Origin of the sequence: Diaphorobacter sp. (assembly GCF_050251835.1) — a bacterium.
Classification (GTDB): Bacteria; Pseudomonadota; Gammaproteobacteria; order Burkholderiales; family Burkholderiaceae_C; genus JBFXIE01.
Genome location: NZ_JBFWLZ010000014.1, coordinates 36905 through 63429, shown reverse-complemented (window position 1 = coordinate 63429; position 26525 = coordinate 36905). Strand labels below are relative to the sequence as shown.

Genomic DNA, 26525 nt, shown 5'->3' with positions numbered 1-26525 from the left:
TGCTCCAGCACGCTTTGCGCCTGGCGCACGATCTCGTCGCCCAGCGGCGTCACGGTCACATCGCCCGCGCTGCGCTCGAACAACTTGACCTCCAGCTCGTCCTCCAGCTTTTTGACGGCCACCGACAACGTGGGCTGCGACACGTAGCAGGCCTCGGCGGCGCGGCCAAAGTGTTTTTCGCGCGCGACGGCGACGATGTACTTGAGTTCGGTAAGGGTCATGACAGATTCGGCCTGCTGATGGGGGGCGATTGTGCAACGCCCGGCGCGCCATTCGGCGGGGGCTTGCCCCCATCAGGCTTTGAGATAGTCTGATTTTCCGCCAAGCCAGCGCTGAATGTGCCGCTGGGCCAGATCCGGGTGACGGTCGAGCATTTGCGGCGCGGTCTCGCGCGCCCAGTCCAGCAGCAGCGTGTCGGTGGCCAGGTCGGCAAAGCGCAAGAGCGCGTCGCCCGACTGGCGCGCGCCCAGAAATTCGCCCGGCCCGCGGATGTCCAGGTCGCGCCGCGCGATCTCGAAGCCGTCGGTAGTCTCGGCCATGGCCCGCAGGCGGCCTTGCGCGGTCTCGCCCAGCCGGCCCGATTCGCCCGTCGAGTACAGCAGCACGCAGGCCGACGCGGCCGCGCCGCGCCCCACGCGCCCGCGCAGCTGGTGCAGCTGGCTCAGGCCAAAGCGCTCGGCATGCTCGATGACCATCAGGCTGGCGTTGGGCACGTCCACGCCTACCTCGATCACGGTGGTGGACACCAGCACGCCCATCTGCCCACTCTTGAACAGATCCATCACCGCCTTCTTTTCAGCTGCGGGCATGCGCGAGTGCAGCAGGCCCACCATCACGCAGGGCAGTGCCTCGCTCAGCTGCGCGTGCGTGGCGGTGGCATTGGACAGGTCCAGCGCCTCGCTCTCTTCAATCAGCGGGCACACCCAGTACACCTGCCGGCCCGCGGCCACCTGCGCGCCGATGCGCTCAACGACCTCGTCCTTGCGGCTGTCGGCGATCAGCTTGGTGACGATGGGCGTGCGCCCGGGCGGCAGCTCGTCGATGGTGGACACGTCCAGGTCGGCGTAATAGCTCATGGCCAGCGTGCGCGGTATGGGCGTGGCGCTCATCATCAGCAGGTGCGGCTCCAGGCCGTGGTGCTCCAGCTTCTTGCGCAGCGCCAGGCGCTGTGCCACGCCAAAGCGGTGCTGCTCGTCGATCACCGCCAGCGCCAGGTTTTTGAAGCGCACCTGCTCCTGGATGACGGCATGCGTGCCCACCACCAGCGCGGCCTCGCCGCTTTCGATCAGCGCCAGCATGGCGGCGCGCTCTTTCTTCTTTTGACCGCCGACCAGCCAGGCCACGCGCTGGCCGCGTGCCGCCAGCAGCGGCTGCAGCCAGCCGACCAGCTTGGCGAAGTGCTGCTCGGCCAATATTTCGGTGGGCGCCATCAGCGCGCACTGCCAGTGCGCATCCATGCACACGGTGGCGGCCAGCGCGGCCACCACGGTCTTGCCCGAGCCCACGTCGCCCTGCAGCAGGCGGTGCATGGGCACGGGGCGGGCCAGGTCGCGCGCAATTTCTTCGCACACGCGGCGCTGCGCGGCCGTCAGGCTGAAGGGCAGCACGGCCAGCAGCTGCTCGTGCAGCGCCAGCGCGCCAGGCACGGGCTGCGGGCGCAGCTGTGGCGCGCGCAGGCGGGCGCGCTCGCGCTTGGCGGTCAGTTGCGACAGCTGCTGCGCCAGCAGTTCCTCGGCCTTCAGGCGCTGCCAGGCCGGGTGGCTGTGGTCTTGCAAAGTGGCCAGCGCCACGTCAGGCGTGGGGCGGTGCAAAAACAATAGCGCCTCGCGCAAGCTCCACGGGCGTTGCAGGCCATTTTTGGCATCAAACCTTGCCACCGGCGGCTCCAGCCCCGGCGGCAGCGTCTCGGGCAAATCCACCCGGGTGAGGGCGCTGGCCACGGCGCGGCGCAAATAGGCCTGGGGCAGCTGCGCCACGGTGGGATAGACGGGCGTCAACGCCGCGGGCAAGTCGCCTTCGGCCTTGCGAAAGGCCGGGTGCAGCATCTGTCGGCCCCAGAAGCCGCCCTTGACCTCGCCGCGCACGCGCACGCGCGCGCCCACGGCCAGGGCTTTCTGGTGCGAGGGATAGAAGCTGAAGAAGGTCAGCTCGCAGGTGCCGGTGCCGTCATCGACCTGCACCTTCAGCATGCGGCGCGGGCGCAGCTGCACCTCGCTGGCCGTCACCGTGGCCTCGATCTGCACCGTGTCGCCCTCGCGCGCGTTGCGGATTGGCGTGATGCGCGTCTCGTCCTCGTAGCGCAGCGGCAGGTGCAGCGCCAGGTCGATGTCGCGCGTCAGGCCCAGCTTGACGAGGGCTTGCTGCGCGGGGCTGGCGGCGGCCTTTGCGGGGCGCGATGCGGGGGCGATGGGTGATTTTCTGGGAGCGGCTGACACGGCAAAAAGGCTAACACGCCCGCGGTTGCCAAACTTCACTGTCCCTCGCACATGGGCGGGCGGGCCGGGCTGCCACACGACCTGGGGGCTGTCTGGGGCAGCGCACGACGCCCTCACGTCCGGCCGGCCCTGCAAGCGCGGCCGCGCCCCTTCCGAATCACTGTGCGCGCTGCACGGCGGCCGCTTCTTTGCGAAAATCGCCCGCTTGTCTTTTTTTGCCTTGGAACGGGCCCACGCTACCCCCACGGCCCCCAAGCACCGCATGTCCTTCCCCCCTGCCGCCCCCCGCACCTTTACCCTGAGCGACTTTGACTTCGAGCTGCCCGAGCTGCTCATCGCCCAGCACCCCGCCCTGCAACGCAGCAGCTCACGCCTGCTGGACGGGCGCGCCAGCCCGCCCACCGACCGCATCTTCCGCGAGCTGCCCAGCCTGCTGCAGCCGGGCGACCTGCTGGTGTTCAACGACACGCGCGTGGTCAAGGCGCGCCTGTTCGGCGAGAAGGCCAGCGGCGGCAAGCTGGAGCTGCTGATCGAGCGCGTGCTCACCACCGGCGCGGGCAACGAAGTCGTGGCGCACATGAAGGTCAGCAAAAAGCCCCTGCCCGGCGCCACCATCCACATGGCAGGCGGCGCGGCGCGCGGTGGTTTTGACGCCACGCTGCTGGGCCGCTACCCGGATGCCGACGGCCCGCTGTTTCGCCTGGCGCTGCGCGGCCCGGCCGGCGAAACCCCCTGGCAGCTGATGGAGCGCCACGGCCACCTGCCGCTGCCGCCCTACATCGAGCGCCAGCAAAACGCCGACCATGACCCCGACGAGGCCGAAGACGCCGAGCGCTACCAGACCGTGTTTGCGCGCGCGCCCGGCGCCGTGGCGGCGCCCACGGCGGCGCTGCACTTTGACGAGGCCGTGCTGGCGCAGCTGGCAAAGCAGGGCGTGGAGACCGCCAGCGTCACATTGCATGTGGGCGCGGGCACCTTCCAGCCGGTCAAGACCGAAAACCTGGCCGAGCACCAGATGCACAGCGAGTGGTACGACATTCCGCTGGCCACGCTGGCGCAGCTCGAGCGCTGCCGCCAGCGCGGCGGCCGCGTGGTGGCCGTGGGCACGACCACGGTGCGCACGCTCGAATCCTGGGCGCAAAGCGGCCAGACGCAGGGCGACACCCGCATCTTCATCACGCCGGGCTTTCGCTTTCAGGTGGTGGACCTGCTGGTCACCAACTTCCACCTGCCCAAAAGCACGCTGATGATGCTGGTGAGCGCCTTTGCGGGCTACGAGCACATCATGGATTTGTACCGCCACGCGGTGGCGCAGCGCTACCGCTTCTTCAGCTACGGCGATGCCATGCTGCTGCAGCGGCAGACTGCCTGAGCTCAACGCACCTTGCAGGCACTGAGGTAGCGGAAACCGCCGCCCGCAATCTGCAGGCCGTCCCGGCGCCGCGCAAGGTAGCGGGCATTGAGTTCTGCGGGCCCCAGGTCTTCTTCGACATCGAAGCCTGCCGTCGCCAGCAGCGCTTTCATGCGGTCTGGCGTGCTGGAGGATTGCCACGGCTCGCCGCCTGCCGCCATGATCTGCGCGGTGAACTGCATCATGGTGCGCTCGACAGGCGCCAGGCACTGCTCGTCCAGACGGTAGTCCAGGGCCAGCACCGACCCGATTGGCAACGCGCCCAGCGCGTGGATCGCGCGCTCCACCACCGCGTGGTCCAGATACACCAGAACGCCCAGTATCGACACGGCCATGCGCGCGGACAGATTGGCGCCGCCGTGGGCCAGCGCGTCCATGATCGACGCCTCTCGCAGATCGGCAGGCAGCCAGCGCAGCCGGGCAGGCGGCATCCAGGCGTTGTCGGCATACCTGCGATGCTTCCATGCCTGCATCGCGGGCTGGTCCAGCTCATACACGTCAACCGCCGGCAATGATTGCGCAGACCGCAGGGCCCATGTATCCAGGCCTGCGCCGACGACGGCGTACTGCCGGCAGCCCGAGGCAACCGCGCGCAGCAGGCGGTCTTCCGCAAATTTCGATCGCGCGACGATGCCTGCGCGCAGCGACCGCGCCGGCACGTCGTTGTAGGCATCGGGGTCCAGCATCAGCGCGGCGGCGGTTTCGGGCCCGAGCATCCCCAGCGCGAACGGGTCTTCAAGCACCAGCGGCCGGTCCAGCAACTGGTGCAGGGCGCGTGCCATCGCAACGCGCAATGCCGAGGGGCTCGGGCAAGCGATGGGGTCGGCGATGGGGTCCGATGTGATGGTGTTCATGGTCAGGTTCTCCGGTAGAAAAATCGTGACTCTCCGGCCTGACGTGGCGTGAGGGTCAAGAGGTTTGCGCGAGAAAGGCGCGAAGCGGCGCGGAAACGAAGTGGCCGTGGGCCAGAATGGGTTCCGCGCTGTAGGCCCGGCGCAACTTCTCGGCCAGCGCGTCATCGTGGCGAACCGTCCTGGCGAGCAAGTCCAGGTAACGCGCACGCAAAGCCGCCGCCTCCGGCGCCGCGGGCGACGTGCAGGCCGCCAGCAGCCTCTGCCCCTCGTGCGCAAACTGCTCCCACTCGGGGCCTAGCGTGCCATCCAGCCGGGCCAGGTCCTGCGCATCCAGGTGCCGCCGCAAGGCGTCCATCCGGGCGGCAATCGCCTGCTCCAGATAGGCCAGCAGCTGCGGGTCGAGCCCCGCATGGGCGGCCGTATCCGGCGCCAGGCGGTGCATCTGCGCCCATTGCAGCACCGTGCCGATCTGCCCGCCGAAGACGGCCATGGCCACGTTCATCCACTGCTGGGCCAGGCGTTGCACCTGCGGCGTGTCCACGGGCACTTCGGCGCCCTGACATTGGGCCAGTGCAGCGGCGACCGGCTGCCAGCGCGCGCGGGCCTGGCGCCATCGGCCCAGCAGCCGCCGGATGCCCTGGCCCGGCAGAAAGCGCTGGTACGTGGCCAGCAGCTGCACACCAGCCAGCAAGGCGCTGGTGTGGCCTGCGCCGTCATCGCCGCCGGCCAATGTTTCGCGCAGCAGCTGCAACGACTCTTCCATGGCCCGGGCCTGCTCGACCGCCAGGCGCGCCTGCGTGATCTGCCGGTCGATCAGTTCGAGCGGGGCGATGCCGCCGCCCGCCAAGGCCACGCCGATCGTCTCCAGGCTCAACCCAAGCTGCTTGAGCGACTGCACCGCGTGCAGGCGCTCGACGTCGCGCGCGTTGTAGAGGCGGTAGCCACTGTCGCTGCGGGCGCTGGGCTGCACCAGGCCGATGGCGTCGTAGTGATGCAGCGTGCGCACGGTCAGCCCGGTGCGCCGGGCCACATCGCCCACCGTCAAGTTCAGTGGTGTCGAATGGTGTTTCATGGGGAATACGTGAGTTGCGGTGCCAGGCACCCGGTGGCATCGAAGCTGCGGCAGGCCTGCACGATCTCTTCGGCAATGACTTCAGGCGCAGCACTTCGAAGGTCAGGGTCGAGAAAGACGCGGTGGGACTTCAAGGCCACCACGGCAATGTCTGCGGGCCGCCTGGGCACGCGCCCTCCCGGGAAGGCCTGCGGGTTACCGGCGATAAAACGCGCGGCTGCCCTGACCGCGGCGTGCGCGCGCCGGCTGTCTTCGTCCATGTAATGAAACCGCCAACGGACGACTTGCCGATCGATTTCGTCATGGCCCGATGGAAGTCCGGCCGCCGCGAAGATGCGGCAGTCGTAATCGCGGCATGCCTGCGGCCGCTGGGGATAGATGGAGCAGGCTCCGTGCTGGAGCAAGGCGCACTCGCCCCGCCGGGTGGTGCTGATGAGGTGATCCCCATCGCCGGGGGCTCCAATGGGGCTCACCAGCAAGCGGGCGTGGATGGCAGCACGCGTGGTCCACTCATCGCGGCGCACCGGAATGAAATAGCCGGCGCGGCAGCACGCCTTGCAGTCGCCGCACGGAACCGAGGCCCCCTGCCCCGTGGTGAATGCGCCCAGGGCATCCTGCATCCAGGCCATGAATTCGCCTGCCGGGTGCGGCGGATCGTGCAATGCGTGTCCGGGGTCTTCTGTCGCCATAAGGTTCAATTTCAAAGCTCATGCTGCGTAAGGGTCCAACGCATCTTTGGGCGCTGCTGTGCGTCAGCCCAGGAGCGCCCATGCCGTCGCCATCGCCAGATGGGAGCTGGCATGGCTGAGCATGGCCGCCTCCAGGTGATGGCGCCAGCACACCCAGCCATACACCACTGCCGCAAGCGCGTTGATCAGCACCGTGCGCACGACAATGCCCGTGGTCAGCTCCACCTGGGCCGCCAGGGCCGGCAGGTGCGCCGCCCCGAAGATCAGCGCCGTGGCGACAATGGCCGCCCACATCCAGAACCCCATGCGCTTTTTGCCACCAATGGACCACAGGGCCCATGCCAGCGCGCTCATCACGCCCCAGCGCAGCAAAATCTCTTCGGTGATGCCCCCGTACAACACGCCGACGAGCAGGGCGGGCAGGTCTGGCCGCGATGCCTGCCACAGGAACCGCGACCACGCATCGCCCAGCACAGGCGCTGCGGCGATATCCAGCAACACGGCCAGCGCCCCCGTTGCCAGGCCGACGCCCGCAGCCAACGGCCAGGCGCGGCGCATGTCGCCCGCGCTCGCGGTGCCCGCCAGCACGCTGCGCAGCCCAACCCTATGGGCCAGCAAGGTTCCTGACAGGGCCGCCGCAAGCAGCAAAATCAAGGGGTTGAGCACAACGGCGAGTTGCAGCAACCACGGGGGCATCTCTGCCAGCTCCGGGTGCTGGCGCATCAGCGCTTCGGGCAGCGGTTGCAGCAGGAGCGAGAAGACACCCACCAGGCCCAGTGCCGCCATGCAGCCCGCCCGCCGCCAAAGACCATGCCTGGGCACAACTTTCTGATCCATCAACGCCTCTCATGGTGATGCGATGCCATGGCCAACGGCAGGGAAAATGCCCCTATCGACCTTTCATTGCTGCAGATGCGCACGCACCCACGATGTCCGCCCGCCCCTTCATCCCCCAGGTTTCCGCCCGAATTGGCGCCCTGATCGTTCAACGCGCAGCCAGCCTTGGCGTGGAGCCAGAGCGGCTGATGTGCGGCACAGGCTTTGAAGCGGCCTGGCTGAACGACCCTGAGGCACGCATGCCGCTGTCGGTGGAGGAGCGCTTGTGGGCCCGTGCGGCGCAATGGACCCGCACGCCAGCCTTTGGCCTGCAGGCAGCCCGCCTGATCCGCCCAGGAGAGTTCGACGTGCTGGATTACGCCGTGCGCACCGCCCCCGACCTGCGCACAGCGCTGCAGCGGCTGGCGCGCTACAACCGGCTGCTGCACGACCTGGCAAGCTTCAAGATCATCCCGATGGGCACTGCAACGCGCATCGAACACCACTTCGAGAGGGCGGGCGTTCAACCCTGTCCGCAGGCTGCCGAGTTCACCCTGGCCTCGCTGGTGGTGGTGGCGTCCCAGCTTGCCGGCGAGCCGGTGCAGGCGCTGGAGGTGGCGTTCATGCATGCGCCGCTGGACAACGTGGAAACCTACCGCCAGGTCTTGGGCGTGGTTCCCCGCTTCGGTGCGCCGGCGTCCTGCGTGGTGCTGGCCAGCGAATTGCTGGACCGTCCGGTTCCTGCGGCCGATCCGGGTCTGTCGCGCATCGTCACCGCCCATGCCGAGCAATTGCTTGCAACCCGCAACCAGCCCCACGAGAGCATCACCATGCAGGTGCGGCAACAGCTGGCCCAAGGCATGGCCCACGGGGTGATGTCGCTGCGCGCCGTGGCGCGGCACCTGAACCTGAGCGAGCGCAGCCTGCAGCGCCGGCTCGGCGATGAGGGCACCTGCTTTGCCGACCTGGTGGACGAGGTGCGGCGTGAGCTGGCCACGCGCTACATCGCCGATGAACGCCTGGCGCTGGGCGAGGTGGCGTACCTGCTGGGCTTTTCCGACCACAGCGCCTTTCACCGCGCCTTCAAGCGCTGGACCGGCACGACGCCCGCGGCCGCGCGGCACTGAACCCCAGCGCCGGCCAGGCCAGCGGTGCCAGGCATCCCCGCGCATCACGCCGCGCCCAGACGCGCCAGAAAGTTCAGCACGGTGGGCGCCACGCGCTCCGGCATCTCCAGGTGCGGGTAATGGCCCGCCCCGTCCACGATCAGCGGCTCGGTGGCCAGCGCCTGGCCCAGCCAGCGGGCCTCGGCGGCGGGGTCGGGAAAATCGGGGTCCTGCGTTCCCATCACCACGAGCGCCGGCACCCGGCTGCGCGCAACGATGGCCGCCGTGTCCGCCTTGGACAGGCCGATCATGGTGCGCAACGCGTCCATCCGGCCGGGCTCGCGCAGGTTGGCAGCCAGCGCTGCCTTGGCCTGGGCGTGGTCCAACGGTTTGTGTGACGGAAAAAGGCTGTTCCAGAAAGCCATCCAGAACGCCACGCGCCAGGGCCCGGCAAAGCCGACCGCCACCGCAGTCCTTGCAAACCACGACGGATGGCCGTCCCGCACCACCGGCCCCAGCAGCACGACGCCACGCACCCGCGCCGGCGCATCGTGCGCCGCCCACAGCGCAGACCCGGCGGCAAACGAATTGCCCAGCACCACGGCCGGGCCTGCGTTCAGGTGCTCGATCAGCGCCAGTGCGTCACGGCCGACGGCGTGGGCGGAGTAGTCACTCCACAGCGCCGTCGTTTCACCGTGTCCGCGCACATCCATGGTGACGACGCGGTATCCGGCCTGTTGCAGCAGCGGGCGCAGCGCGCGGTATTCCGAGCGCAGATCGCCCATCCCCGGAATGGCCAGCACCAGCGGGCCGCCGCCACCCGTGTCGTCGTAGGCAATACGGCCTTCACCAACCGCCAGAAAGCGGGTGTCCGTAGCCGGGGGGGCTTTTGCAGCACCCTGGGCCGCAAAAGAGAAGCCGGTCGCCATAGAGGCGGCAATCAAAATCCGGGACAGGGCATTCATGGGTCACGTTCCTCTGTAGTCGGGCAGGCATCCAATGTGCCGCACCGCGCCCGTCGCCGCGATGACCGCGGGCGCCAGAGTCTTGACCCTGCGCGACAGCTTCAATGAATGCCCGCAGGCGCCACACCCCGTGGCCGTCCGGAGGTCAGGACAGTCGCACCAGCCGCAACGTGATGCGCTTGACCAACGGCATCACCAGCATCACGGTCGGAAACGCCACGGCCCAGGCCAGCAGCCAGGTGCTGGGCCAAGCCTCCAGGGCTGCGCGGCTCAGGCCCAGCGCGCGCACCAGATTCACCAGGCAGATGATGCCGGACATCATCCCGGACATCAGCAACGGCATGACGATCAGGGCGTACTTGGGCGGCAGCTTGGGGATGCGCCCGATGATGTAGGGAGAGGCGGAAGCGGACATACAGAAAAAGAGCGAGAAATCAGGAGTTCAATAACCGTGCTGCTGGCGAAACGCCTTGGCCCGGCTGAAATGGCCGTTGCCAATGAAGGGCACGGGCGGGCGCAGCGCCGACAGGGGCGAAGGGTGATTGCTCATCAGCACCAGATGGCCGCGGCCCTCGGGAATCAGCGCGCGCTTGGACTGGGCATGGCTGCCCCAGAGCATGAAGACCGTGGGGCGCCCCTGCTCGGCCACATGGCGGATGACGGCGTCGGTCAGCAGCTCCCAGCCGCGGCCGGCGTGGCTGGCGGGCAGGCCTTCTTCCACGGTAAGGCAGGTGTTGAGCAGCAGCACGCCGCCGCGCGCCCACTGCACCAGACTGCCGCCGGGGTTGGGGAACGGCGGAAACGGCACGCCCAGGTCGCGCTGCATTTCCTTGAAAATGTTGCGCAGCGACGGCGGCAGGCGCACGCCCGGCGCGACCGAGAACGCCAGCCCCTCGGCCTGGCCGCGGCCGTGGTAGGGGTCTTGCCCCAGGATGACCACGCGCACCGCATCGGGCGGCGTGAGCTGCAGCGCACGCAGCGGCTGCTGCGGGAAGATGACGGCGCCGGCCTGCAGGCGATCGTGCAAAAAGTCCAGCAATTGCCTACCGCGCTGGCTGGCAAAAAATTCACTGACCAGCGGCTGCCAGCCTGGCGCTATCGGCCAGTCGGCCGCGCAGGCGCTTTGCAGCTGCGTGGCGGCGGTGCAGGTGACGGCATCAGTAAATGGGAAGGGTGCGGTGAAAGAGCCTGAGTTTTTCATTGTCAAATATGGTTCCAGCCCTTTTACAACAAGCGCTGGAAGCTATTTTTATAGTAGCACCACCACCTCGTCGCTGACCCGGTTGCGGCCGGTGGTTTTGGCGCGGTACAGACAGGCATCGGCACGGGCCAGCAGGTCTTCGGGCGAAGTCTGGGCGGTGGGCACCTCGCTGGCAACGCCGGCGCTGACGGTGACCACCTGCGCCACCTGCGAGCCGCGGTGTTCTATGCACAGCGCCTGCACCGCGTGGCACAGCGACTGGGCGATGGCGCGTGCGCCCTGTGTGTCGCACTCGGGCAGCAGGCACACAAACTCCTCGCCGCCGTAGCGCGCCACCAGATCAAACGGGCGCCCCAGGGCCGAGCGCAGCGCCGCAGCCACGCAGCGCAGGCAGTCGTCACCCTTCTGGTGGCCGTACAGGTCGTTGAACTGCTTGAAGTGGTCGATGTCGATCATCACCAGCGCCAGCGGCTTGCTGCTGCGGCGGCAGCGGCGCCATTCGGCCTTGAGGCTGCGGTCAAACTGGCGGCGGTTGGCCAGCCCGGTCAGGCCGTCGCGGTAGGCCAGCTTGCGCAGCAGCTCGTTTTGCGCGCGCTGCTCGGTCAGGTCCATGAAGGTGGTCATGTAGTGGTCGCCGAACACCCGCCCGCCGACGACCATGGTGCGCATGCGGCCGTCGCGGTCGGTCACGCGCACCTCGCGGCCTGCTATCTCGCCGCCACGCTTTGCGGCCTGCGCCAGCGCGGCGCTCCATGAGGCAATGATCTGCGAGCGATAGGCGGCGTCGGGGTAGGCGCGCAGGCGCCACTGCTGCAGCGTGCCCACCTCGGCGTCGGTGTAGCCAAACAGTTCCTGAAAGCGCCGATTGCGAAAGTAGATGCGCCCGGCGCCGTCGGTCATGCACAGGCCGATGGGCATTTCCTGCATCAGGTGCTTGAGCAGGCGCTCGGTCTCCTGTAGCTGCAAGGTCTGCTGTTTGGCCGCCGTGACGTCCTGCACGTAGCCGTGCCACAGCACCGCCCCAGAGGCCGTGCGTGACGGCCGCGCCTGGCCGCTGAGCCAGCGCTCGCCCCGCCCGGGCAGCGTCACGCGAAACTCCGCGCGCCACAGTTGCAGCGTCTGCGCCGACTGCAGCACGCTGCCCTGCAGCGCGGGCAGGTCGTCGGGGTGGATGCACTCGAGCATCGACTGCGCGTTAGCGCGCAACTGCTCGGCGCTCAGGCCGTAGAGGTCTTGCACGCCGCGGCTGACGTAGGGCAGGTGGCTGCGCCCGTCGGGCTCGCGCTGGTACTGGTACAGCACGCCGGGCACGTTCTCGGCCAGCCGGTCCAGCGTTTCCTGGTGCTGGCGCTGCGCGGTCACGTCGGTGTGGGTGCCGATCAGCCGCAGCGGCCGGCCGTCGGCATCGCGCTCGGTGGCCTGCCCGCGTTCGTGCACCCATTTGTAGCTGCCGTCCTTGCAGCGCATGCGGTGCACGTTGTCGTAGCAAGGCGTCTCGCCGCGCAGGTGGCGCTGCAGGTCGGCCTGCACCAGCGCCACGTCATCGGGGTGAATGCGGTTTTCGCGCTCGGTCAGCGTGGCGGCAATGTCGGCGTCCTCGTAGCCCAGGATGGACTTCCAGACCGGCGAGAAATACACCGCGCCGCCAGCAATGTCCCAGTCCCACACGCCCTGCTGCGTGGCCTGCAGCACCACGCGCCAGCGCGCCTGCAGCGCGGCTTGCTGTGCGGCCAGGTCCTGCTCGCGCCGCCACAGCCTGCGCCGCCGCCGGTGCGAGCGGCCCAGCCACCAGGCGGACGCGCCTGCGGCCAGCAGCCAGGCCGCACCCAGCCACAGGGCGCGGCTGTACCACCCGGCCAGCACCAGACGCCAGTCGCGCCCCACGCCCACCACCAGGGGCTTGTCCATGTGCAGCCCGTCCGGGCGGATGGTGTGCAGGGCCATCAGGCGCTGCGGCTGGCCCGGCTCCAGCAGGCCCACGGCCAGGCTGACCGGCTGCCCGCCTTGCATGTGGTCACTGAACAGCGTGCCCGGCTGCGCCACGCTGGCGCCGGGCTGCTGCTCGCTGTCCGGCACCGCCAAAAAACGCAGCCCATCACCATGCACCAGCGTGCTGACCACATCGGGGGTGTAGCGCACGGAGTCGAGCAGGGTCTCGAACGCCGCGGAGTCCAGCGTGGCGATGGCCACGCCCTCCAGCCGGCCTTGCACGCCCCGCACCGGACGCGCCAGGGTGATGGCCCACGAACCCAGCAGCGTGCGTGCCGGCGCGCCGACGACCAGGGTGTGCGGAGCTGTTGCGGCCAGCTGACGCGCCGTCTGAAAGTAAGCACGGTGCGCCAGACTCTCGCCGCGCAGCCCGTCCTGGCTGGAAGCAATCACCGTGCCGTGCTCGTCCAGAACGTTCAGGGAGCTGATGCCGGACATGGCGCCGTGCAGCGTGCGCAGCCGGTCATCCAGCGTGTCAGTCCCCAGAGCCTGCCCGCGCAACTGCAGCACGTCGCCTGCAATGGCGGACAGACTGCGGTGGATGGCCTCCAGCTGGCGCCCCAGGTTGTCGTGAATGACACGCACCTGATGCACCAAACGCTGGCGCTCAATGGCTTGCATGTTGCTGCGCTCGTGCCACATGATCGTGGCCATCAAGACGCCAGCCGCCAGCCACAGCAAGACGAGCCAGCGCCATTCCTTGCGGAAAACCGTGTCGGGCAAGGTCGGGCTGGGGGTCAAGACAACTCCTGGGGTGGGCCGTATGTGCACCAGTGCCGCGCATCAAGCCCGGCCTGCGGTCACCTGGCAGCCCCGGCGCTATCGGGCTTGCCGCGCCATAGTATGCGCCCGCACATGCCGCGCCGCATAGCGCCAGATTCGCGCCCGGCGCCCCGCAGTTTGCCCGCCCTGCCCGCGGCTTTGCGGAGCCTGCCGTCAGGCAAACAGCCGCGCCAGCGCCCGGCCCGGGTCGCTCTCGCGCATGAAGGCCTCTCCCACAAGAAAAGCGTTGACGCCCGCGTCGCGCATGGTGCGCACGTCCGCAGGGCCGGTAATGCCGGACTCGGTCACCAGCAGGCGGTCGGCGGGTACATCTTTGCGCAGCTCCAGCGTGGTCTGCAGGCTGACTTCGAAGTTGCGCAGGTTGCGGTTGTTGATGCCCACCAGCGGCGTCGCAAGGCGCAGCGCGCGCTCCAGCTCGGCGCCGTCGTGCACCTCGACCAGCACGGCCATGTCCAGGCTGCGGGCAATCTGCTCCATCTCGGCCATCAGGCCATCCTCAAGGCAGGCGGCAATCAGCAGCACGCAGTCCGCTCCAAAAGCCCGGGACTCGTAGATCTGGTAGGGATCGACCATGAAATCCTTGCGCAGCACCGGCAGCTGGCAGCTGGCGCGCGCCTGCTTGAGGTAGTCGGGCTGGCCCTGGAAGAACTGGCGGTCGGTCAGCACCGAAAGGCAGGCCGCGCTGACCTTGCCGTCGCCCTCGGCGTAGCTCTGCGCGATGTCGGCGGGCACGAAGTCCTCGCGGATCACGCCCTTGCTGGGGCTGGCCTTCTTGATCTCGGCGATCACGCCGGCCTGGCCCTTGGCGATTTTTGCGCGCAGCGCGCCCACGAAGTCGCGCGTGAGCACGCGGCTCTCGGCGTCGCGGCGCATGTCGGCAAAAGGCACACGCTGCTTGGCGGCGGCCACTTCTTCAGCCTTCACGTCGCAGATTTTTTTCAGGATGTCGGACACGGTGGGGCTCCTTGGGGACTGTTTGGGCGCTGTGTGTGGGTAGTCTCAGGCCGCAAACTTCTGGGTGTAGGCGACCAGCTCGTGCAGCTTGGCCAGGGCCGCGCCGCTGGCCAGTGCCTGCTGGGCGCGGCGCAGGCCGTCTTCCAGCGATTCGGCGATGTTGCCCGCATACAGCGCGGCGCCGGCGTTCAGGCAGACGATGTCGCGCGCCGGGCCTTCGTCGCCCTGCAGCACGCCCATCAGCATGGCTTTGGACTCGGCGGGGTTTTCCACGCGCAGCGAGCGCGTGCCCGCCATGCGCAGGCCGAAGTCCTCGGGGTGGACTTCGTACTCGCGCACCACGCCGTCTTTCAGCTCACCCACCAGCGTGCCGGCGCCCAGGCTGATCTCGTCCAGGCCATCGCGGCCATAGACCACCAGCGCGTGCTCGGCGCCCAGGCGCTGCAGCGCGCGCACCTGGATGCCCACCAGGTCTTCGTGGAACACGCCCATCAAAATATTGGGCGCGCCCGCCGGGTTGGTGAGCGGCCCCAGGATGTTGAAGAGGGTGCGCACGCCCAGCTCTTTGCGCACCGCCGCCACGTTTTTCATGGCCGGGTGGTGGTTGGGCGCAAACATGAAGCCGATGCCCACGTCGGCAATGCACTGCGCGATCTGCACGGGCTGCAGGTTGATGTTGACGCCCAGCGCCTCCATGGCGTCGGCGCTGCCAGACTTGCTGCTGACGCTGCGCCCGCCATGCTTGCTGACCTTGCCGCCCGCGGCGGCGATGACGAAGGTGGCGCAGGTGGAGATGTTGAAGGTGTTGGCGCCGTCGCCACCCGTGCCCACGATGTCCACCAGATGATGGGTGTTGGCCACGCTGACCTTGGTGGAAAACTCGCGCATCACCTGCGCGGCGGCGGTGATCTCGCCAATGGTTTCCTTCTTCACGCGCAGGCCGGTGGTGATGGCCGCGGTCATGACGGGCGAGAGCTCGCCGCTCATGATCATGCGCATCAGGTGCAGCATCTCGTCATGGAAGATTTCGCGGTGCTCGATGGTGCGCTGCAGCGCTTCCTGAGGGGTGATGGTAGTCATGGATTTACTCTGTTTTTAATAGCTTTCAGCGCTTTATTTACAAGGGCTGAAGCCACTTTTTGCTTCAAGCCGTTCGCGCTGCGCTGGTTGCGGCTTATTTCTGGTCCAGAAAGTTCTTGAGCATGGCGTGGCCGTGTTCGGTCAGGATGCTCTCGGGGTGGAACTGCACGCCCTCCACCGCCAAGGTCTTGTGGCGCACGCCCTGGATTTCGCCGTCCTCGCTGGTGGCGGTGACCTCCAGGCAGTCGGGCAGGGTCTTGCGGTCGATCACCAGCGAGTGGTAGCGGTTCACGGTGAACTGCCGGGGCAGGTTGGCAAACACGCCTTGCTGGTCGGTGGTGATGACGCTGGTCTTGCCATGCATCTGCTGGCCCGCGCGGATGATGTCGCCGCCAAAGGCCGCACCAATGGCCTGGTGGCCCAGGCACACACCCAGCAGCGGCAGCTTGCCCGCAAAGTGCCGGATGGCCGCCACCGAGATGCCCGCCTCTGCCGGCGAGCACGGCCCGGGCGAGATCACGATGCGCTCGATACCCTGCTCGGCCACCAGCGCAATCACCTCGTCCAGCGTGGCCTCGTCGTTGCGCACCACGGTCACGTCGGCGCCCAGCTCGCCCAGGTACTGCACGATGTTGTAGGTGAAGCTGTCGTAGTTGTCGATCATCAAGAGCTTCATGGCTGCTCTCCTTGGGGCTGCAGGCCTGCAGCGCGCAGGCGCGCCAGCTCCTGGTGTTCATAGTCGATGTAGCACTCCATCATGGCGCGGTAGATGCGCTCGATGAGGCCGGGGTCGCCGCCGTGGGCCGCGGCCAGCGGGCGCACGCGGTCGATGATGGCCTGGATGCGCGCCTCGTCGCGCACCAGGGCCTCGCTGTTCTTCACCCGTGCGGCCTGCGTCATGTAGCCGCTGCGCTGCACCAGCAGGGGCACCAGGATGTCGTCCAGCGCGTCCACGCCGGCGCGCACCTCGGCCATGGTGCGGCAGTGGTTCACCTTGTCGATGGCGCGGGTCGTCATTCCAGACCCTCCTCGACGAGCTCGGCCGCCCGCAACAGCGCGCGCGCCTTGTGTTCGGTTTCTTTCCATTCCAGCTCGGGCACCGAATCGGCCACCACGCCGGCCGCCGCCTGCACGTACAGCACGCCGTCCTTGATGATGCCGGTGCGAATCGCAATGGCCACGTCCATGTCGCCCGCGTAGCTCAGATAGCCGCAGGCGCCGCCATACAAGCCGCGCTTGGTGGGCTCCAGCTGGTCGATCAGCTCCATGGCGTGCACCTTGGGCGCGCCGGTGAGCGTGCCCGCGGGGAAGGTGGCGCGCAGCACGTCCATGCTGGTCATGCCGTCGTTGAGGATGCCCTCCACGTTGCTCACGATGTGCATGACATGGCTGTAGCGTTCCACCACGAAAGCCTCGGTCACCTTCACGCTGCCGGTCTTGGCGATGCGGCCGATGTCGTTGCGCGCCAGGTCGATCAGCATGACATGCTCGGCGCGCTCCTTGGGGTCGTTGATGAGCTCGGTCTCGGCGGCCTTGTCGGCCTCGGGGGTGGCGCCGCGCGCACGGGTGCCGGCCAGGGGGCGGATGGTGATCTTCTCACCGCCATCCGTCTTTTCCTGGCGCACCAGGATCTCGGGGCTGGAGCCCACCACCTGGAAGTCGCCAAAGTTGTAGAAATACATGTAGGGCGAGGGGTTGAGCGAACGCAGCGCGCGGTACAGGCTCAAGGGGCTTTCGGTGTAGCGCTTGTGGATGCGCTGGCCCACCTGCACCTGCATGAAGTCGCCCGCGGCGATCAAATCCTTGGCCCGCGCCACGGCGGCCAGGTAGTCGGCCTTGGCAAAGCTGCGCTGCGCGGGGTGGCTCTCGCCGGGCCCGACCTGCGGCGCGCTGACCGAATATTTGAGCTGGTCCCTCAGGTCGCGCAGCCGCCTCTTGCCGCGGGCATAAGCCTCGGGCTGCGCCGGGTCGGCATAGACGATCAGGTACAGCTTGCCCGACAGGTTGTCGATGACCGCCAGCTCCTCGCACTGCAGCAGCAGGATGTCGGGGCAGCCCAGCGTGTCGGGCGGGCAGGATTTTTCGAGCTTTTTCTCGATGTAGCGCACCGCGTCATAGCCAAAGTAGCCCGCCAGGCCGCCGCAAAAGCGCGGCAGGCCCGGGCGCAGCGCCACCTTGAAGCGCTTTTGGTAGGCGGCGATGAAGTCCAGCGGGTTGCCCGGGTGCGTTTCCACCACCTGGCCGTCGGTCACCACCTCGGTGCGCGCCGCGTCGCCAAAACCGCTGGCGCGCAAAAGCGTGCGCGCGGGCAGGCCGATGAAGCTGTAGCGCCCGAAGCGCTCGCCGCCCACCACCGATTCGAGCAAAAAGCTGTTGGTGCCATCGCCCTTGCCGTGGGCCAGCTTGAGGTACAGCGACAGCGGGGTTTCCAGGTCCGCAAAGGCTTCGGCGATCAGCGGGATGCGGTTGTAGCCCTCCAGGGCCAGGCTTTTGAATTCCAGTTCAGTGATCACAAGAGAGGTTCCCAGCGCGTGCGGCGCGGCTGCGTGTGCAAGCCCAGGCGCCGCGGGATCATTCAGACAAGTCGGCCCCGCACGGACAGCAGGCGGGGCCACGGGGGGCACGCTGGAATGTGCCCCAGGTGCCGGTCAGGAGTTCAAGGACGCAGGCTTGCGCCAGGGCCAGGCTCCCCGGTCGCTGCGACCTGCAATGAACGTGCGGTGAATGAACATGGCGGCAAAGTGTAGCAAAGCACCCGCCTGCGTACAGGAAGCCCGGGGGCAGGCTGCTGCGCAAGGTGCTCATGACGCGCCACACCAGCGGCACCCCAAAACCTACCATCCAGGGTTACTTTTGCCGACCAGGCCAGCGCACGGCGTGGCATGCTTGCGACATACATTTTTTTGCAATCCGCGCGGCAAAGGGGCACACATGCATCTCAACGACATCAAGGTAGGCACCCGCCTGGGCCTGGCCTTTGGCCTGGTCTTGCTCATCACCGTCATCATTGCCGGCATCGGCGTGTGGCGGCTGCAAGAGTTGGCCAGCGTTACCCAGCAACTGGCCACCACCGACAACGAACGCCTGCGGGCAGTGCTGCACTGGCGCCAGGGCATTGACCTGAACTGGGTGCGCACGCGCGCCGTCCTGCTGGACGCGGACACCAGCCACCTGGCCGCCTGGCAGGCCGAGATCGAGCAGGGCTCGGCAGGCGTGAATGAATCGCGCAAGTCGGTGGAGCGGCTGGTTGTGTCTGACGAGGGGCGCCGGATGCTGGCCGACATCGACAAGGCCCGCGAAGCCTATCGCGCGCCGCGCGCCGAATTGTTCAAGCGCAAGGCGGCAGGCGAGGATGTGAGCGCCCTGGTGCAAAGCCAGCTCAAGCCGCTGGCCGACGCCTACACCCAGACCATCCAGACGCTGGAGCAGCGCCAGCGGATGCTCTACGAGCACACCCTGGCCGAAGCCAACGCCGCTGCGGATCAGGGGCGCCTGGTGATCATCGTCGCTGCCCTGCTGGCGCTGCTGACGGGCGCGGGCGCGGCCTGGGTGCTGGGCCGCTCCATCACCGCGCCGCTGCATCTGGCCGTGCGCCGCGCGGGCCAGATCGCCGAGGGCGACCTGACCCAACCCATCGAAGCGCATGGACGCGATGAAACCGCCGCCTTGCTGGATGCCCTGCGCCACATGCAGGACAACCTGGCCAGCGTGGTGGCCGGCGTGCGCGGCAACGCCGAGAGCGTGGCCACGGCCAGCGCCGAGATATCACAGGGCAACAGCGACCTGTCCGCGCGCACCGAGGCCCAGGCCAGCGCGCTGGAGGAAACCGCCGCGTCCATGGAACAGCTGGGCGCCACCGTGCGCCAGAACGCCGACAACGCCCGCCAGGCCAACCAGCTGGCGCAAAGCGCCAGCACCGTGGCCATCCAGGGCGGCGAGGTGGTGTCCGAGGTGGTGCACACCATGAAGGGCATCAACGACAGCAGCCGCAAGATTGCCGACATCATCGGCGTGATCGACGGCATTGCCTTCCAGACCAACATCCTGGCGCTCAACGCCGCCGTGGAGGCGGCGCGCGCCGGCGAGCAGGGCCGCGGCTTTGCCGTGGTGGCCGGCGAGGTGCGCAGCCTGGCGCAGCGCAGCGCCGAGGCAGCCAAGGAAATCAAGCAGCTGATCACCGCCAGCGTCGAGCGCGTGGAACAAGGCTCGCACCTGGTGGACAGGGCCGGCACCACCATGACCGAGGTGGTTCACTCCATCCGCCGCGTGACCGACATCATGGGCGAGATCAGCGCCGCCAGCAGCGAGCAAAGCGCTGGCGTGGCCCAGGTGGGCGAGGCCGTCACCCAGATGGACCATGCCACCCAGCAAAACGCCGCCCTGGTCGAGGAAATGGCCGCCGCCGCCAACAGCCTGAGCGGCCAGGCGCGCGATCTGGTGACCGCCATGGCCGTGTTCCGCCTGGCGCAGGGCGGCACTGCCGCCCCACGCGCCGCAGCGCCCATGCCCGCACCGCACACATCCGTGGCAGTCCCGGCGCCAGCCCCACGCCCGGCACCGGTCGCCAAACCGGCAGCCGCAGCGCCCGCGCGCAAGCTGTCCGCACCACCCGCGACCCCCGCCAGCGCGGCGCCACGCGCAAGCGCCACGCAGGACAACGACGACTGGGAAAGCTTCTGAGGTCCGTGGGCCGGCCCCGGGCCGATGCCCCCGGGGCCTGCGTCAGGCCGCGGTGATGTCTGTCAGCGCGTCCAGGTAGCCATCCGCATCCACCGACCGCACCGGCTGGCCGTGGTTGTAGCCATAGGTCACCAGCACCACCGGGCAACCCGCGGCCCGCGCGGCCAGGGCGTCGTTGCTGGAGTCGCCAATCATCAGCGTGCGCGCCGCGGTGGTGCCCAGCGCCTGGCAGGTTTTCAGCAGCGGCAGGGGATCGGGCTTCTTGCGCTCGAAGGCGTCGCCGCCGAACACGTGGTCAAAAAAACCGTCCAGCCCCTTGGCGCGCAGCAGGGGGCGCGCAAAGCTGGTGGGCTTGTTGGTCAGGCAGGCCAGCGGCAGACCGGCGCGGCGCAGCGCCTGCAGCCCTTCGGCCACACCCGCGTAGGTACGGGCGTACTGGCCGTTGACAGCCAGGTAGTGGTGCTGATAGCTCTCCCAGGCGCGAGGGTAAAGCGCTTCGACTTTTGCTTCTATTTCAATAGCTGCCTGCGCTTGTTCCGCCTGGTTCAGGACGTGTTTTAGCACTGAGCGCAGCAAATGCTCCGATCCCTTGCCCACCATGTGCTCGACCTGCGCGGGCGCAATGGGCGGCAGGCCCAGGTCGTGCAGCATGCGGCCCAGCGCCTGCACGAAGTCACCCAGGGTATCGACCATGGTGCCGTCCAGGTCCACGATTGCGGCATCGGCGCGCGCCAGCAGCGCGGCCAGGGCGTTGTGCGTCATCACCATCTTGGTGCGGGTTGCACGAGGGTTCAGGCCGCCAGCGCAGCGCGCATGGCGTCGATCACCGCCTTGTAGTCGGGCTTGCCAAAAATGGCGCTGCCGGCCACGAAAGTGTCGGCGCCCGCATCGGCCACGCGGCGGATGTTGTCTTGCTTGATGCCGCCGTCCACCTCCAGGCGAATGTCCTTGCCCGAGGCCTCAATTCGCCTGCGGGCCGCCTCTACCTTGCGCAGGGTGCTATCAATAAAGCTTTGCCCGCCAAAGCCAGGGTTGACGCTCATCAGCAGGATCAGGTCGATGTCTTCGATCACCCAGTCCAGCACGTCCAGCGGCGTGGCGGGGTTGAAGGTCAGGCCCGCCTGGCAACCCTGGGCCTTGATGTTCTGGATGCTGCGGTGCACATGCGCCGACGCATCGGGGTGAAAGCTGATCACGTCGGCGCCAGCCTGCGCAAAGGCGCTGGCCAGCGCGTCCACGGGCTGCACCATCAGGTGCACGTCGATGGGCACGGGCCGGCCATCGGGCGTCACGGCGTGGGGCTTGAGGGCCTGGCACACCATGGGGCCGAAGGTGAGGTTGGGCACGTAGTGGTTGTCCATCACGTCAAAGTGAATCCAGTCGGCGCCGGCGGCGATGACGTTGCGCACTTCTTCGCCCAGGCGGGCGAAGTCGGCGGACAAAATGGAGGGGGCGATGCGGTAGTTGCGGCTCATGGGGGCGAATTGTCGCAGCAGCTTTACCGCTACCATCGCGCGATGCCGAAATACCAGTTTCAGGCCGAAGTGCGGCCCCAGTACCTGCCCGACCAGTCCACGCCCGACAGCGGCGTGTACAGCTTTGCCTACACCATCACCGTCACCAATACCGGCGAGGTGGCCGCACAGCTGATCTCGCGCCACTGGGTCATCTGCGACGCCAGCGGCCGCGTGGAAGAGGTCAAGGGCCTGGGCGTGGTGGGCCAGCAGCCGCTGCTGCGGCCCGGCGAGGCCTTTCAGTACACCAGCGGCTGCAGCCTGCGCACCGCCAGCGGCAGCATGCACGGCAGCTATTTCTGCGTGGCCGCCGATGGCGAGCAGTTCACCTGCCCCGTGGATCTGTTCGTGCTGGAGGCAGTGTCCGCCCACGACCCCGATCAACCGCTTGCCGGCAGGGTGCTGCATTGAGTCGGCGCACGACTGATCTGGCCAGTGTGCTGGCCAGCATCGATGCACAGGCACCCCTGGCGCAGCGGCATCTGCAACTCATTGCCCTGCTGGACTGGGTACGCGGCGACGCCCGATCTGTAGAGGCCGCATGCGGCCGCCTGGCCCAGCTGGTGGAATCGGCCGAGCGCGCGCCCGAGCTGCGCACGCGGATGCAGGCCTGGTGGGCAGCGCTGACGCAGCAGCTGGACATCACCACGCTGCTGGCCGACTTCGGCTTTGCCCAGCGCACCTCCATGGCCAGCGAGCTGGCAGAGCGCGTGCGCCACAAGCTGCTGCCCGCCAGTCCTGAAACGCTGGATGCCTCCGAGCTGTTCATGCTGGCGCTACCCAGCGAGTTTGATGCGCGCTGGCTGGCCGCGCTTGACGAACCCCTGCTTGATCGGCTGCTGGCCCTGCTGGTGCCGGTGCAAGAGCAAGGCGGCGCCAGCGCGTGGCAGTGCGCGCTGCTGGACGCCATCACCTACTGCGCCGGGCAGATTCTGTCGACCGGCTTTGCGCCCGAGCTGCGCCTGCGCATGAGCCAGGAAGTACGCGATCAGCGGCCGTTTCATGCGCTGATCCGTGATGCGGAGAGCCTGCGCGTGGAGGTGCTGCACCCGCTGCGCACCGGCGACCGACTGCAGGAGGCGGTGCAGCGCCTGCGCGACCGGCTGGACGCCTGCCGCGCCGCCGCCAACAACGTCTATGCGCACTTCGAGGACAACGGCATCTCGGTGGGACTGGTGTTTCGCCTGCGCCAGCTGCGCGAGCGCATCCTGCGCGTGCGCGAGCTGCTGGAATGCCTGCTGTCGCCGCGCCCCGCCGTGGCCGCGCTGCAGCTGATGTCGCACCTGGTCACCGTGGGCCGCGACCGGCGCAGCGTGCGCGCCCTGGTGGCCGCCAACTCATCGATGCTGGCGGCCAAGGTGGCCGAGCGCAGCGCCGAGACCGGCGAGCACTACATCACCCGCACCCGCGGCGAGTACCTGACCATGGTGCGCAAGGCGGCGGGTGGCGGCATGGTGATGGCCTTTACCACGCTGGCCAAGTTCGGGCTGTACGCGCTGGCGCTGTCGGCCTTCTGGAGCGGTTTCATGGCGGGGGTCAACTACGCCGTCAGCTTCGTGCTGGTCCAGCTGCTGCACTTCACGGTGGCCACCAAGCAACCCGCCATGACGGCCCCCGCCATGGCTGCCAAGCTCAAGGAGCTGGGCGACGAGCAAAGCGTGCAATCGTTCGTGGACGAGGTCTCGCACCTGGCGCGCTCGCAGGTGGCGGCGGTGCTGGGCAACGTGCTGCTGGTCTTTCCCGCGGCGCTGGGCCTGGCGCTGCTCGTCGCACAGCTGCTGGGGCAGCCCGCCATCGACGCGGCCGACGCCGCGCACACGCTGGATTCGCTGCACCTGCTGGGCCCATCGCTGCTGTTTGCCGCCTTCACCGGCGTGCTGCTGTTTGCATCAAGCATCCTGGCCGGCTGGGTGGAAAACTGGTTCGTGCTTCACCGCCTGGACTCGGCCATTCGGTTCAACCCGCGCATCACCGGCGTGCTGGGCGAGCGCCGGGCCCAGCGCTGGGCGCAGTTTTTGCGCAGCAACATCTCGGGCTTTGCGGCCAATATCTCGCTGGGCTTCATGCTGGGGCTGACGCCCGCCTTTGCGGACTTCTTCGGCCTGGGGCTGGAAGTGCGCCACGTCACGCTGTCCGCCGGCCAGATGGGCGTGGCCAGCGCCGCGCTGGGCTGGGAGGTGCTGCACCAGCCGGCGTTCTGGTGGGCCGTGGCCATGATCCCGTTCAACGGCGCGATCAACGTCATCGTCAGCTTCTACCTGGCTTTCCGCCTGGCACTGCGCGCGCACAACGTGGGCCGCGTGGACCGCTCGCGCATCTACCGCGCGCTGCTCGCGCGACTGCGCAGCGCGCCGCTGAGCTTCTTCGTGCCGCCGCGGCACAGCACCTGACTGGCTTGCCGCATTTGCAGACCCCTTGCCTTTGACAAGGTACGCGCACCGTCCTACAGGGCGGCGTGTCACCACCGGATACATTCGTGGGCACTTGCTGCGCCCCGCCCGGTGCCTTTCCTTGCCTTCATGCCTGTTCGCCGGCGGCGCAGGCAACGGGCTGCTTCAGCGTTCAGGCGCATCACCGTCACAAGCAAACACAAGGACACGCAACAATGAATGAGCTGATGAGCTTTTGGGCGCAGTGGCTGCGTCCATCGGCGGGACTGCCCACGGTGCAGTGGGCGCTGCTGCTGGCGGTGGCCTCGGTGACCGGCTACCTGTTGCAGCGCTACAGCGGCCTGCCCAAAGTGGTGGGCTACACGCTGGTGGGCACCGCCGTCGGGCTGGCAGGCTTCAGCGGCGCCATCTGGCCGCTGCAGGGCATAGGGCTGTTTCTGGTAGAGCTGGGCGTGGCCGTGGTGCTGTTTGAGGCCGGCGGGCGCATACCGCTGCGCTGGTTCAGGCACAACCCCATGGTGCTGGTGCAAAGCATTGCCGAATCGGCTTTTACCTACTTCGCGGTGTACTGGGTCATGCTGTGGCTGGACGTGCCCGAGCGCGCTGCCGGCCCGCTGGCCCTGGTGGCCGTGGCCGCATCGCCCACGGTGCTGACGCGCGTGGTGGTCGACACCCGCGCAGCCGGCCCCGTGACCGACCGCGCCATCGTGCTGGCCACGCTGTCGTCGCTGTACGCACTGGCGCTGGGCAGCGCGCACGCCGAAGTCATCAACCGCCCCGCCGCCGGCCTGATCGACACCGTGTATCCGGTGCTGGTGGTGCTGGGCATGTCCGTCGCCGTGGGGGCGCTGCTGTCGATGCTGATGCGTCTGGCGCTGCGCGTGATGAGCCCGACGAGCGAAAACACCACCATCTTGCTGCTGGCGCTGATTGCCGCCAGCACCGCCGTCACCGCGCACATGGGCGGTTCGGCGCCGCTGGCCGCACTGTTGGGCGGCATGCTGCTCAAGCAACTGCACCCGCGCCCCTGGGGCTGGCCGCGGCAAATGGGCACGGCCTCGTCGCTGCTGACCATACTGATGTTCGTGCTGGTGTCCACCGTGGCCGCACAGGCCAACTGGAGCGGCCCCGTGGCTGGCGCCGCCGTGGCGCTGGTCGTCGTGCGCCTGCTGGCCAAGGCCGTGGGCGTGGGCCTGGGCAACGTGGGCAGCGGCGCCAGCTGGCGCCAGGCCCTGTGGGTCAGCTGCGCCATGGCGCCCATGTCGGCCATCGCGCTGCTGGTGGCGTCGCAGTTCGTGGTGGCATCGGCCTCCACCGGGCACCTGATCGCCCGTATCGCCCTGCCGGCCATCCTGGTGATGGAGGTGCTGGGCGCCGTAATCGCCACCGTGGCCATCTACCGCGCAGGGGAGAGCTCCAAGCCCTGGCAGCGCAGCAACAACGGAGACACCCGCCGTGAGTCTTGAAGCCTTTCACCATTCCGAACCGCTGACGCTGGGCGTGGAGCTGGAGCTGCAGCTCGTCAGCACGCACGACTACGACCTGGCGCCCTACGCCGAAGACATGCTGCGCCTGATGCACAAAGTGCCCCTGCCCGGCAGCGTGGTGCCGGAGATGACCAACAGCATGATCGAAGTGTCCACCGGCATCTGCCACAGCAGCAGCGAAGTGCTGGGCCAGCTGGCGCAGATCCGCGACGCGCTGGTCAAGAGCGCCGACAAGCTCAACATTGCCGTGGTCGGCGGCGGCACCCACCCCTTCCAGCAATGGCACGAGCGGCGCATCTACGACAAGCCGCGCTTTCAGGAGCTGTCGCAGCTGTACGGCTACCTGAGCAAGCAGTTCACCATCTTCGGCCAGCACGTGCACATCGGTTGCCCCGACGCCGACGCGGCGCTGCTCATGCTGCACCGCATGAGCCGCTACATCCCGCACTTCATCGCGCTGTCTGCCTCCAGCCCCTACGTGCAGGGGCAGGACACGGCGTTTGACTCGGCCCGGCTCAACTCGGTGTTTGCGTTTCCGCTGTCGGGGCGCGCGCCCTGCGTGCTGACCTGGGCGGATTTTGAGCAGTACTTCAACAAAATGACGCGCACCGGCGTGGTCAAGAGCATGAAGGACTTCTACTGGGACATCCGCCCCAAGCCCGAGTTCGGCACCATCGAAATCCGCGTGTTCGACACGCCCCTGACCATCGAACGCGCCGCCGCATTGGCCGGCTTCGTGCAGTCGCTGGCCGCCTGGTTCCTGGCCGAACAGCCCTTCACGCCGCAAGAAGACGACTACCTGGTCTATACCTACAACCGCTTCCAGGCCTGCCGCTTCGGGCTGGATGCGGTGTATGTCGATCCTGCCACCGGCGGCCACATGCCCCTGCGCGACCACGTCCTGCAAACCCTGGACCACATCGCCCGCCACGCAGGCGCGCACGGCGCATCAAGCGCGCTGCACATCCTGCACAGCGAAACCGCCCTGGGCCAGAACGACGCCCGCTGGCTGCGCGATCGCCAGCGCGAAGAGCAGCTGCTGGCCGAGGTCAGCCGGCAGGCGGCGCTGCGGTTGAGGGGGCAGGCCGCTTGAACACAC

The 26525-nt window shown here is 68.2% G+C and carries 24 protein-coding genes; 7 read left to right on the top strand and 17 right to left on the bottom strand.

Going from position 1 to position 26525, the window contains the following annotated elements; genetic code table 11:
- Both AB7E35_RS07155 and recG read right to left on the bottom strand, forming a co-directional pair.
- Positions 1-221: LysR family transcriptional regulator (locus AB7E35_RS07155; RefSeq protein ID WP_428167317.1), on the bottom strand; the 221-nt coding region annotated here is incomplete at its 3' end.
- A gap of 72 nt (positions 222-293) precedes the next feature.
- Positions 294-2435, bottom strand: a complete 2142-nt coding sequence (gene recG, locus AB7E35_RS07150) for an ATP-dependent DNA helicase RecG (protein WP_428167316.1) — start codon at positions 2433-2435, stop codon at positions 294-296.
- Between the two features lie 262 nt (positions 2436-2697).
- Between recG and queA the strand changes: the two genes are divergently transcribed.
- A complete protein-coding gene (gene queA, locus AB7E35_RS07145; protein ID WP_428167315.1) occupies positions 2698-3807 on the top strand; it encodes a tRNA preQ1(34) S-adenosylmethionine ribosyltransferase-isomerase QueA in 1110 nt (369 codons plus the stop codon).
- Positions 3808-3809: 2 nt separating this feature from the next.
- Here queA and AB7E35_RS07140 read toward each other — a convergent pair whose 3' ends face one another.
- The 4 genes from AB7E35_RS07140 to AB7E35_RS07125 all read right to left on the bottom strand — a co-directional run bounded on the left by AB7E35_RS07140 (position 3810) and on the right by AB7E35_RS07125 (position 7298).
- Positions 3810-4700 carry a class I SAM-dependent methyltransferase gene (locus tag AB7E35_RS07140; protein ID WP_428167314.1) on the bottom strand — a complete coding sequence of 297 codons (891 nt, stop codon included), beginning with the start codon at positions 4698-4700 and terminating at the stop codon, positions 3810-3812.
- 55 nt (positions 4701-4755) lie between these two features.
- Positions 4756-5772 carry a MerR family transcriptional regulator gene (locus AB7E35_RS07135; protein ID WP_428167313.1) on the bottom strand — a complete coding sequence of 339 codons (1017 nt, stop codon included), beginning with the start codon at positions 5770-5772 and terminating at the stop codon, positions 4756-4758.
- Positions 5769-6461 carry a YkgJ family cysteine cluster protein gene (locus AB7E35_RS07130; RefSeq protein ID WP_428167312.1) on the bottom strand — a complete coding sequence of 231 codons (693 nt, stop codon included), beginning with the start codon at positions 6459-6461 and terminating at the stop codon, positions 5769-5771. The genes AB7E35_RS07135 and AB7E35_RS07130 overlap by 4 nt, the downstream gene beginning before the upstream one ends.
- A 63-nt stretch (positions 6462-6524) precedes the next feature.
- Positions 6525-7298, bottom strand: coding sequence for a CPBP family glutamic-type intramembrane protease (locus tag AB7E35_RS07125; protein ID WP_428167311.1), 774 nt, complete (start codon positions 7296-7298; stop codon positions 6525-6527).
- A gap of 92 nt (positions 7299-7390) precedes the next feature.
- On the opposite strand from AB7E35_RS07125, the gene AB7E35_RS07120 reads away from it, so the two are divergent.
- On the top strand, positions 7391-8404 hold the full coding sequence (locus tag AB7E35_RS07120; RefSeq protein WP_428167310.1) for an AraC family transcriptional regulator: 1014 nt from the start codon (positions 7391-7393) through the stop codon (positions 8402-8404).
- A 44-nt stretch (positions 8405-8448) separates the two neighbouring features.
- Here AB7E35_RS07120 and AB7E35_RS07115 read toward each other — a convergent pair whose 3' ends face one another.
- The 9 genes from AB7E35_RS07115 to trpE form a co-directional block, all read right to left on the bottom strand.
- A complete protein-coding gene (locus tag AB7E35_RS07115; RefSeq protein WP_428167309.1) occupies positions 8449-9348 on the bottom strand; it encodes an alpha/beta fold hydrolase in 900 nt (299 codons plus the stop codon).
- Between the two features lie 145 nt (positions 9349-9493).
- Positions 9494-9763 carry a DUF2798 domain-containing protein gene (locus AB7E35_RS07110; protein WP_428167308.1) on the bottom strand — a complete coding sequence of 90 codons (270 nt, stop codon included), beginning with the start codon at positions 9761-9763 and terminating at the stop codon, positions 9494-9496.
- Positions 9764-9790: 27 nt separating this feature from the next.
- Positions 9791-10549: a uracil-DNA glycosylase gene (locus AB7E35_RS07105; RefSeq protein ID WP_428167307.1), complete on the bottom strand. Its 759-nt coding sequence runs from the start codon at positions 10547-10549 to the stop codon at positions 9791-9793.
- 48 nt (positions 10550-10597) lie between these two features.
- Positions 10598-13279, bottom strand: a complete 2682-nt coding sequence (locus AB7E35_RS07100; protein ID WP_428167306.1) for a diguanylate cyclase domain-containing protein — start codon at positions 13277-13279, stop codon at positions 10598-10600.
- A gap of 195 nt (positions 13280-13474) precedes the next feature.
- Positions 13475-14275, bottom strand: coding sequence for an indole-3-glycerol phosphate synthase TrpC (trpC, locus tag AB7E35_RS07095; protein ID WP_428167305.1), 801 nt, complete (start codon positions 14273-14275; stop codon positions 13475-13477).
- 45 nt (positions 14276-14320) lie between these two features.
- On the bottom strand, positions 14321-15355 hold the full coding sequence (gene trpD, locus AB7E35_RS07090) for an anthranilate phosphoribosyltransferase (protein ID WP_428167304.1): 1035 nt from the start codon (positions 15353-15355) through the stop codon (positions 14321-14323).
- A gap of 94 nt (positions 15356-15449) precedes the next feature.
- On the bottom strand, positions 15450-16031 hold the full coding sequence (locus tag AB7E35_RS07085) for an anthranilate synthase component II (RefSeq protein ID WP_428167303.1): 582 nt from the start codon (positions 16029-16031) through the stop codon (positions 15450-15452).
- The gene (locus tag AB7E35_RS07080; RefSeq protein ID WP_428167302.1) at positions 16028-16372 is read right to left on the bottom strand and encodes a chorismate mutase; all 345 of its coding nucleotides are present in this window, start codon (positions 16370-16372) and stop codon (positions 16028-16030) included. The genes AB7E35_RS07085 and AB7E35_RS07080 overlap by 4 nt, the downstream gene beginning before the upstream one ends.
- Positions 16369-17868, bottom strand: coding sequence for an anthranilate synthase component I (trpE, locus tag AB7E35_RS07075; protein WP_428167301.1), 1500 nt, complete (start codon positions 17866-17868; stop codon positions 16369-16371). The genes AB7E35_RS07080 and trpE overlap by 4 nt, the downstream gene beginning before the upstream one ends.
- A gap of 418 nt (positions 17869-18286) precedes the next feature.
- Here trpE and AB7E35_RS07070 point away from each other — a divergent pair, with 418 nt between their 5' ends.
- Positions 18287-20035 carry a methyl-accepting chemotaxis protein gene (locus AB7E35_RS07070; protein WP_428163000.1) on the top strand — a complete coding sequence of 583 codons (1749 nt, stop codon included), beginning with the start codon at positions 18287-18289 and terminating at the stop codon, positions 20033-20035.
- Between the two features lie 42 nt (positions 20036-20077).
- Here the strand turns inward: AB7E35_RS07070 and gph are convergent, their stop codons facing one another.
- Both gph and rpe read right to left on the bottom strand, forming a co-directional pair.
- Entirely contained in the window at positions 20078-20803 is a 726-nt protein-coding gene (gene gph, locus AB7E35_RS07065; protein ID WP_428162999.1) for a phosphoglycolate phosphatase, read from the bottom strand.
- 23 nt (positions 20804-20826) lie between these two features.
- Positions 20827-21510 (bottom strand): ribulose-phosphate 3-epimerase, encoded by a 684-nt coding sequence (gene rpe, locus AB7E35_RS07060; protein WP_428162998.1) that lies wholly within the window; start codon positions 21508-21510, stop codon positions 20827-20829.
- A gap of 42 nt (positions 21511-21552) precedes the next feature.
- On the opposite strand from rpe, the gene apaG reads away from it, so the two are divergent.
- The 4 genes from apaG (at position 21553) to AB7E35_RS07040 (ending at position 26519) form a co-directional block, all read left to right on the top strand.
- Positions 21553-21960 (top strand): Co2+/Mg2+ efflux protein ApaG, encoded by a 408-nt coding sequence (gene apaG, locus AB7E35_RS07055; protein WP_428162997.1) that lies wholly within the window; start codon positions 21553-21555, stop codon positions 21958-21960.
- The gene (locus tag AB7E35_RS07050; RefSeq protein WP_428167300.1) at positions 21957-23939 is read left to right on the top strand and encodes a site-specific recombinase; all 1983 of its coding nucleotides are present in this window, start codon (positions 21957-21959) and stop codon (positions 23937-23939) included. Before apaG ends, AB7E35_RS07050 begins: the two co-directional genes overlap by 4 nt.
- Before the next feature lie 215 nt (positions 23940-24154).
- Complete coding sequence (locus tag AB7E35_RS07045) at positions 24155-25405, top strand: cation:proton antiporter (protein ID WP_428167299.1); 1251 nt, start codon at positions 24155-24157, stop codon at positions 25403-25405.
- A complete protein-coding gene (locus tag AB7E35_RS07040; protein ID WP_428167298.1) occupies positions 25395-26519 on the top strand; it encodes a YbdK family carboxylate-amine ligase in 1125 nt (374 codons plus the stop codon). Before AB7E35_RS07045 ends, AB7E35_RS07040 begins: the two co-directional genes overlap by 11 nt.
- Positions 26520-26525: the final 6 nt, after the last annotated feature.